Source organism: Geminocystis sp. (assembly GCF_041753295.1).
Classification (GTDB): domain Bacteria; phylum Cyanobacteriota; class Cyanobacteriia; order Cyanobacteriales; family Cyanobacteriaceae; genus Geminocystis.
Map to the genome: position 1 here is coordinate 1 of NZ_JBGSUU010000005.1, position 8680 is coordinate 8680.

The window sequence follows — 8680 nt, forward strand, 5'->3', positions numbered from 1 at the left end:
TAATAAAAAAGTGCGTAGTTTTAGGCATTTTTGCTCAAAAAACAGGGTAGTATTATACAGTTACAAACTCTAATTTCAAAAATCAAAACCATTAAAACCTTTGCCCTTTGCCCTACCCCTTCCTCAGACTTTTTCAGCAACCCCTAATTAATAATAAATATTTCCTATCCTTGAAGAATTAGAAATTAGGAATTAATTACTCATTACTCATTACTCCTATCTCCTATCTCCTAATTATCTAAATCCTCTAATTTTTGATTAGTAACTTTACGAGAAATACGACGATATTTTTTAGAGTCTAACTTTGGTTCAGTATATTTTTGACCAGATGTATCATTTTTTGTTTTCAAAGATGATTCTTTATCTTTTGTTTTCGCAATTTTTTGAGAATAAGCCTTAGTTTCTCCTAAAAACTTGAGATAATATTCATAACGTTCCCATTCTCCCTTAACTACACAATCAGGTTCGTTTTGATGAATACAATTATGAAACTTGCAACTATTTTGAGCTAATCTTGCCCTAGCTTCGGGGAAAAAATTAATTAATGATTCGGGGGAAAAATCGAAATCTGGCTGATTAAAACCGGGGCTATCAGCGATAAATCCACCTTCGGGGAGTTCGTATAACTCTACATGACGAGTGGTATGACGACCTTTTTGGAGTTTTCCTGAAACCGTATTAGTACGAATTTCTAAATTAGGAATAAGTAAAGATGTAAGACTAGATTTACCAACACCACTAGGTCCTGCTAAGATTGTAATTTTATTGTGTAAAACTGTCTTTAATTCTTGAAGACCTTGATTGGTATTGACGCTAAAAAAATAGCCTTCATATCCCCAATTATTGAGCCTCATTTGCCATGTTTCTCTTTCTTGTGGTGTTATTAAATCCGCTTTATTTAAGCCTAATAATAGCTTGAGATTAGTAGATTCTGCTTTAACTAGAAAACGACTTAATTGTACTGGATCTAGTGTAGGTTCTTCTAAGGCAAATACTAATAAAATTTGTTGGGCGTTAGCCATGGGAGGGCGTTGTAATTCACTGTTACGGGGCAGTACTGAGGCGATCGCACTTCGTTCAAACTTTGTTGATTTGATAGTAACTTGATCACCAACTAAAACAGATTGCCCAATTTTTTTTAATCTTGTAGGGCGTGTGCATAAAATGGTTTTTTGAGAATCTAAGCGCACTTGATAAAAATTAGCTTGAGAAGCGATAACAGTACCAGTAATCAACTCAGATTCTTGGGCAATAGAAAAGGAATCAGGTATAACCATAGTTTACCTTAAGCACGAACGGACAACGTAAAAAAATTACCTTGATCCTCCATAGCTTCCACAGAATAACCTTCCATAGATAAACTATTCGGTACTTGCTCAATAGGTTCACCAGTATCTAACAAAATGTGTAATAATTCTCCTGAAGACATTTTTTCTAATTGTAATTTACTACGGACAAAATTAATAGGGCATGGAGTGCCTCTTAAGTCTAAGGTTTTAGTCATTAGGTGTACAAAATCAATTATATTTATTTGATCAAAGATAAAAAGGAATATTCGTCTTTATCTCTCATTACTAATTATTTATGAAAAATACTATCGAAGAAACCTTCAAAACCTCTTTTAGAAGTATGTTCACCTTTAATTTGAGCTAATTTTTCTAATAACTCTCGTTCTTCTGAATTAATTTTAGTAGGAATATCTATTTTAATAGTTAATAAATGATCTCCACGACTAACAGAATTACCAAGTTTGGGAACACCTTTATCTTCAAGAGTCAGAACCGTATTAGGCTGTAAACCTGCCGCAATAGTAACTTTATGATCTCCGTCAATGGTAGGAACATCAATACGACAACCGAGAATAGCTTGTAAATAACTAATACTAAGTTCCGATAAGATATTATTACCATCTCGTTTAAAGTGAGGATCTGTTTTCACAGATAAATAAACATATAAATCCCCAGAAGGCCCGCCACGACTACCAGCATCTCCTTCACCGCTTACTCTTAAACGAGTACCAGTATCAACTCCTGCTGGAATAGTAATTTTAAGTTTTTTATTAACCTGTTTAGTACCTTGTCCTCCACAAGATTCACATTTTTCCTCAATAATTTGTCCTTCACCGTTACAAGTGGGGCAAGTTGAAACTTGAGCGAAACTACCAAAAGGTGTACGAGTAGCACGACGAACTTGACCAGTACCATTACAAGTACCACAAGTTTTAGCGGAACTACCTTTTTTTGCTCCGCTACCATTACAAGTACCACAAGTTTCTAAATGAGGAATTTTAATTTCTTTTTCACCGCCAAAAACGGCTTCTCGAAATTCTAAGGTTAAATCAAGACGTAAATCATCTCCTCTAGTGGGGCCACGACGACGAGGACCAGTCGCTGTACCGCCACCACCGCCAAAACCACCGCCGAAAAATGTCTCAAAAATATCGGCAAAACCTCCCATATCATTGGGATCAAAACCTACACCACCAGAACCACCACCACTGCTAACTCCTGCTTCTCCAAAGCGATCATAACGAGCTTTAGTTTCTGGTTCGGATAAAACTTCATAAGCTCGATTAATTTCTTTAAAACGTTCTTCAGCATCGTTATCTTTATTGACATCAGGATGATATTTCCGTGCCATTTTACGATAGGCTGATTTTAGCTCTTCTTTTGTAGCTGTACGGGGAACACCCAGTATTTCGTAGTAGTCTCCTGCCATATTACTTGATAATAACTCTTTATATTAGTCCGCTCTATATACACTATCACTAAACATTCTAACTGACGAGCTTAACATTATTTTACCTTACCACTGAATATTCTTGAAGATGATTCCTGATTCCTGATTCCTGATTCCTGATTCCTAACTCCTAACTCCTAACTCCTAACTCCTAACTCCTAACTCCTAACTCCTAACTCCCGTAATTAGGGTACAATCATTGAACCAATACCATCATCAGTAAAAATTTCTAGTAATAAAGCATGGGGTAATCTTCCATCAATAATATGAGCGGCTTTTACCCCTTGAGCTAGCGATCGCACACAACAGTTTACTTTAGGAATCATACCACCTCCTACAACTCCATCGTCAATTAAATCTCTAGCATCTTGAATGGAGAGTTTATAAATTAAAGTAGAAGGATCTTGATAGTCTTGTAAAATACCGGGAGTATCGGTTAATAAAATTAATTTTTCAGCGCCTAAAGCCGCCGCAATTTCTCCTGCAAAGGTATCAGCGTTAATATTATGAGCTTGACCTGTAGAGTCAGCAGCTACACTAGAAATAATTGGTACATAACCACTTTTAACTAATGAGTGAACAAGGGTACTATCAACACTGACCACTTCTCCCACAAAACCAACTTTTTCTTTATTGATAGATCTAGCTTTAACTAAATTACCATCTTTACCGCAAATGCCCACAGCCTTCCCACCGGCATTATTTACCATGGCCACTAATTCTTTATTAACTCTACCCACTAACACCATTTCTACCACGTCCATGGTATCGGCATCTGTAACTCTTAAGCCATCTTTAAATTGAGGTTCGATACCTAGTTTTGTCAACCAGATATTAATTTCAGGACCTCCTCCATGTACTACTACTGGATTTACACCAACGGAGGTTAAAAAAACAATGTCTCGGATAACATATTCTTTAAGACTACCATCTTTCATAGCCGCACCACCGTATTTAATCACGATAGTACGACCTGCAAACTTTTGTATATAAGGTAAGGCTTCACTTAAAACTCTCACTCTTGTGGCTTCTTTTTCTAGGATATATTCGCTTTCTTTTCTATCTTGTGTCATATTTTTTGATTAATTAGATTTCTCAGACAATCACGTTACTAAATAGAGTGCCATAAAAATTGTTCATGGATAGCTTTTTTGACAATTAGCTATGGTTTATTTACCATTTCCTAAGAATTTGATTAAGATGGAACAATAGTTAATCTTGTTTAACCATTATGCCGTACGAACAATTAAACCTTTCTACTCCTAAACCTGTGTTATCTTGGGCAAATCATGACTTAGGTTTTGAAGAAACTGCCATGGCAAAAAATGTGGCTTCCTTACCTTTTGTTTATAAACACGTTGCCTTGATGCCAGATGTACATTTAGGAAAAGGGGCATTAGTAGGCTCTGTTATCGCCACCAAAGATGCTATCATCCCTGCGGCTGTCGGGGTTGACGTTGGGTGTTTTACTGGTGATACTTTAATTCCTTTAATTAATGGAAAATCTTACCCTATAAAAGAATTGACTGAAAAAGGTGAACCCATTTTTGTCTATTCTTGTACTGCTAGTGGTAAAATCGTAGTAGCAAAAGCGATCGCAAAATTAACAAGAGTTCAAGCACCATTAATAAAAGTTATTTTGGATAATAACAAAGAAATTAAATGTACTCCTGATCATCGTTTCATGGCGCGTGATGGTAGTTATACAGAAGCTCAAAATTTACAACCAGATACTTCTTTAATGCCTTTTTATAGCAAAATTGATCGAGATGGTTATACTTTAGTTCAACAAAATTACTCAGGAAGATGGCAAAAAGCCCATTGGATTGTCGCTCGTTCAAGATTACTAGGTGAAGTTTCAAAATTTCAGGAGCAAAGAACTATAATTCACCATAAAAATTTTGATAAGTCTGATAATATGCCCGAAAATTTAGAGTTTATGGGTAATAAAGATCATTCTAGTTATCATCGCTCTTTAGTAGAAAAAAATACCACTTGGCAATCACCAGAATTTGAAAAAAGAAGACTAGAAGCCATCGCCGCAAAAGCAAAAACCCCAGAAGGATATGAATATTACGCCACTAGGGGTACAAAAAATATTCTTAAATATATGGCAGAATCTCCTAAACATTTTCGAGAATCAGTAAAAGATAATGGTGAAAGAGGTAAAGAATATTTAGTCAAATATAATCAAAGTACAAAAGGGAGAGAAAAAAGTAAAGAAATTGCTAATAGATTATACACCTGTGAAAACTGTGGAGAAGAGGTAAAAAGCCCTATCGGATTACATAATCATCGTAAATCTAAACATGGTTATAATCATAAAGTTGTCTCTGTAACTCTTTTGTCTGAATCTCAAGATGTTTATTGTTTAACAGTACCTGAGTATCATAATTTTGCCTTGACTGCTGGTGTTTTTGTACACAACTGCGGTATGTCTGCTATACAATTACCGTTTAACGCTTCTCAATTAGAAGGAAAGTTGAAAAAAATTCGCCTCGAAATTGAAGCAAATATCCCCGTTGGTTTTAACGAAAATAAAGATGTAGAGACAAAAGTAACTAACTGGCAAGGTTGGCAAGGTTTCAATGATTTACATTCAGGAGTTCAAAGGCTAGAAGGTAAAGCTATTAAGCAACTTGGCTCATTGGGCGGTGGTAATCACTTCATTGAATTGTGTTTAGATACTGAAGATCAAGTATGGTTAATGTTACATTCAGGCTCTCGTCATATCGGCAATCAATTAGCAGATTGTCACATCAAAACAGGGAAACAATTAGCAAAATTAGCCAATTTAAGACTTCCAGATCCTGATTTAGCCTATTTTATCGCTGGTACGCCCGAATTTGACGCTTATTGGCGTGATTTACAATGGGCGCAAGGTTATGCCCGTTTTAATCGTGATGTGATGATGAGTCGTTTTAAAGCCATTGTGGAAAAACATTTAAACGGTGGTAAAGCTACAAAACCTTTATTAACCGTCAATTGTCATCATAATTACGCTGAAAAAGAAACCCATTTCGGCGAGGATGTTTATGTAACCCGTAAAGGTGCAGTGAGGGCAACCCAAGAAGACTATGGTATTATACCCGGTTCAATGGGGGCAAAATCCTTTATTGTTAAAGGTAAAGGTAATCATGACAGTTTTTGTAGTTGTTCCCACGGTGCTGGACGCAAAATGTCCCGAAGTCAGGCTAAAAAGCGTTTTGATGTCCATGATTTAGTTATGCAAACCGAAGGTATCGAGTGTCGGAAAGATTCAGGAATTATTGATGAAATTCCCTGCGCTTATAAATCTATTGAAGAAGTCATGAATCAACAAACAGATTTAGTGGAAATTGTGGCAACTCTTAAACAAGTTATTTGTGTTAAAGGTTAACTGTGGGTTATCACCCTCCATCAAAACCGATATTGATTAAGCCTGTTAAAAGCCCCGCGCCTCCAAACTTGAGGATTTAGCCCCCAGCCCCCAACTTTGGGGGAGAATTAAAAAAGTCCCCAAACTTGGGGATTCAGGGGCATTACTATCAGGCAACCCTAATTGCTTATAATCTTTCTTCCATAGTAATATAGCTTTGATTATGTTCTCCGATATATACCTGAGTAGGACGGAAAATACGATTTACCGCTAATTGTTCTTTCCAATGGGCTAACCAACCAGCTACACGAGAAATGGCAAACATGGGAGTAAATAAATCAGTTTTGATACCTAACTTACGATAAACTAATCCTGAGTAAAAATCGACATTGGCATAAATACCTTTAGCACCTAATTTTTCGGCTACAACTTTTTCTACTTCCAAAGCGATGTCATAATAATCATCATGACCCGTTAATTCAAATAATCGTTCAGCTAACTGTTGTAATATCTTCGCCCTAGGATCTTTTACTTTATAGACTCGATGACCGAAACCCATGATTTTCTGTTTATTTTCGATACATTTTTCAATATAAGGACGAACATTTTCGATGGTGCCGATTTCTTCTAACATAGATAAAACTTCTTCATTAGCACCACCGTGTAAAGGACCGGCTAATGTTCCCACCGCCGAAGCTACTACCGCATAAGGATCTGTGAGGGTAGAAGCCGTTACCATAGCCGAAAAAGTAGAGGCATTCATGGTATGTTCAGCATGAAGCATTAAACAAACATCAAATATTCTCGCTTCCAATGGTTCGGGCTCTTTTTCTGTGAGCATATACAAAAAGTTGGCGGAATAATTCAAGTTATCATTAGGTTTAACAGGATCATTTCCGTTGCGCATTTGAGCAAAAGCCGCTACCATGGTGGGAATTTTCGCTAATAAACGGACTACCGCATCTCTAATATATTCATCTTTAGCTAAAGCTCGACGAGAGTAAAATAAACCTAAAGCGGCCGCCGAAGTTTGTAAAGCATCCATGGGATGACCACTTTCAGGAAAACACTTCATCATATCCCGAATGTGATATTTAATACGCCGATGATTATTAATTTCCTCTTGAAAAATCAGTAACTCTTCCTTAGTGGGCAATTTACCCCAAATTAGTAAATAAGCGGTTTCGATAAAAGTACTTTTTTGAGCTAATTCTTCAATATTAATGCCCCTATATTCTAAAATACCGTTTTTACCGTCCACAAAACTAATACTTGATTGGGCAACGGGAATTCCCTCTAAACCGGGTTGATATTCACAAAACGCCATATTTATACCTCAATAATAAAATTTAAAATAATAGTGAAATTAATTCATTAGGTATCCCACAAAAGTCATCTAAGATACGAAAATATCAACTAACATAATCAAATAAAGGCATTTAGTCCAGATTTTTTTTAAGATAGTACTTTAATTAGTAATCCATTTTGGACCTGCTAATAAAAATAACTCACTTGTACCGATGGGATTCGATAAATCTAGTAAATCTAAACCAATAATACCAGCTTTTTTGAGGATTAATTTTCCTTGAATTTCTCCCCAAATCAATAACTCTGTCCAATTAGTAAGATCTGGTTGATGTCCTACCAATGCAATACTATTACTATCCTTATAATCAGAATTTTGTAGCCAATTAATCCACTCTAAGATATTTCCTTCGGGTTTTAAGGCTGAATGTTCGATAATTTGAGAAGTTAATTTTCCTTGTTGCAGAATAATCGCCGTTTCTTTTGCTCTGGTAGAAGGACTACTAATAATTACATCAAACTTTATTTTCAATGTTGATAATTTTTGAGTAACTTTTTGAACTCTTGTTATTCCTTTACTGGTTAAAATTCTTTCAGGATCATTTTGTTCTATATTCCTAGATTCTGCAATACCGTGACGAATTAAGTATATTTTCATATCACAATTTTATTATAAATTTAGTTTTTTAAAATTTGTCCCTTATTACTTAAAGCTCATTGTTAACTTTCACCTGTCAACTGTCAACTGTTAAACCTGAGATTGAACTCCCCTAAAACTTGATCGCCCTCCCAACACCAAAAACCTAAAACCGTACAGCTACGCTGTGCCGTTGGTATCGCATTCTTTCCTGTAGGGTGGGGATGGGGACTGCCCACAAAAATCCTAATTCCAAAAATCAAATGTTACGTTTTAGTGACCTTAACCATAAAGATTCATTCCATTTTTTAAAAAAGTGTTAGCTTGTAACTGTATAAAATCTGACTAAATTAATTACTTATTATGGCAATATTCACAGGTACAAACGGTAATGACACACTTCCACCTTCTCTTAGTGACAATACTGGTAATGATTCTCTCAGTGGCTTAGGAGGTAATGACCAGTTATACGGTGGTGATGGTAACGATACGATTAATTCAGGAAAAGGACAAGATAATGTAGATGGTGGCACAGGAACAGATTTATTAATTATCGACTATTCTAGTAATACTTATACGGGGACAGATTCAGGTATAATAGGTAATATAGATAGTAATGGTAGCGGTGGTTTTAACGGTTT

8 protein-coding genes are annotated in these 8680 nt (G+C 35.9%); 2 read left to right on the forward strand and 6 right to left on the reverse strand.

Going from position 1 to position 8680, the window contains the following annotated elements; genetic code table 11:
- Window positions 1-230: 230 nt before the first annotated feature.
- The 4 genes from rsgA to argB form a co-directional block, all read right to left on the reverse strand.
- Window positions 231-1277, reverse strand: a complete 1047-nt coding sequence (rsgA, locus tag ACEW8E_RS00235; RefSeq protein ID WP_373478333.1) for a small ribosomal subunit biogenesis GTPase RsgA — start codon at window positions 1275-1277, stop codon at window positions 231-233.
- A gap of 8 nt (window positions 1278-1285) precedes the next feature.
- The gene (locus ACEW8E_RS00240; protein ID WP_373478334.1) at window positions 1286-1504 is read right to left on the reverse strand and encodes a sulfurtransferase TusA family protein; all 219 of its coding nucleotides are present in this window, start codon (window positions 1502-1504) and stop codon (window positions 1286-1288) included.
- A 74-nt stretch (window positions 1505-1578) separates the two neighbouring features.
- Entirely contained in the window at window positions 1579-2718 is a 1140-nt protein-coding gene (gene dnaJ, locus ACEW8E_RS00245; protein WP_373478335.1) for a molecular chaperone DnaJ, read from the reverse strand.
- Between the two features lie 206 nt (window positions 2719-2924).
- Window positions 2925-3812 (reverse strand): acetylglutamate kinase, encoded by an 888-nt coding sequence (argB, locus tag ACEW8E_RS00250; RefSeq protein WP_373478336.1) that lies wholly within the window; start codon window positions 3810-3812, stop codon window positions 2925-2927.
- Window positions 3813-3970: 158 nt separating this feature from the next.
- Between argB and ACEW8E_RS00255 the strand changes: the two genes are divergently transcribed.
- Window positions 3971-6118, forward strand: a complete 2148-nt coding sequence (locus tag ACEW8E_RS00255; protein WP_373478337.1) for an RtcB family protein — start codon at window positions 3971-3973, stop codon at window positions 6116-6118.
- A gap of 166 nt (window positions 6119-6284) precedes the next feature.
- On the opposite strand, the gene ACEW8E_RS00260 is transcribed toward ACEW8E_RS00255, so the two are convergent.
- Both ACEW8E_RS00260 and sixA read right to left on the reverse strand, forming a co-directional pair.
- Window positions 6285-7424 (reverse strand): citrate synthase, encoded by a 1140-nt coding sequence (locus ACEW8E_RS00260; protein ID WP_373478338.1) that lies wholly within the window; start codon window positions 7422-7424, stop codon window positions 6285-6287.
- Window positions 7425-7565: 141 nt separating this feature from the next.
- Window positions 7566-8060: a phosphohistidine phosphatase SixA gene (gene sixA, locus ACEW8E_RS00265; protein WP_373478339.1), complete on the reverse strand. Its 495-nt coding sequence runs from the start codon at window positions 8058-8060 to the stop codon at window positions 7566-7568.
- A gap of 342 nt (window positions 8061-8402) precedes the next feature.
- Here sixA and ACEW8E_RS00270 point away from each other — a divergent pair.
- Window positions 8403-8680, forward strand: a 278-nt coding sequence (locus ACEW8E_RS00270; RefSeq protein ID WP_373478340.1) for a calcium-binding protein, incomplete at its 3' end; no start/stop codon positions are given.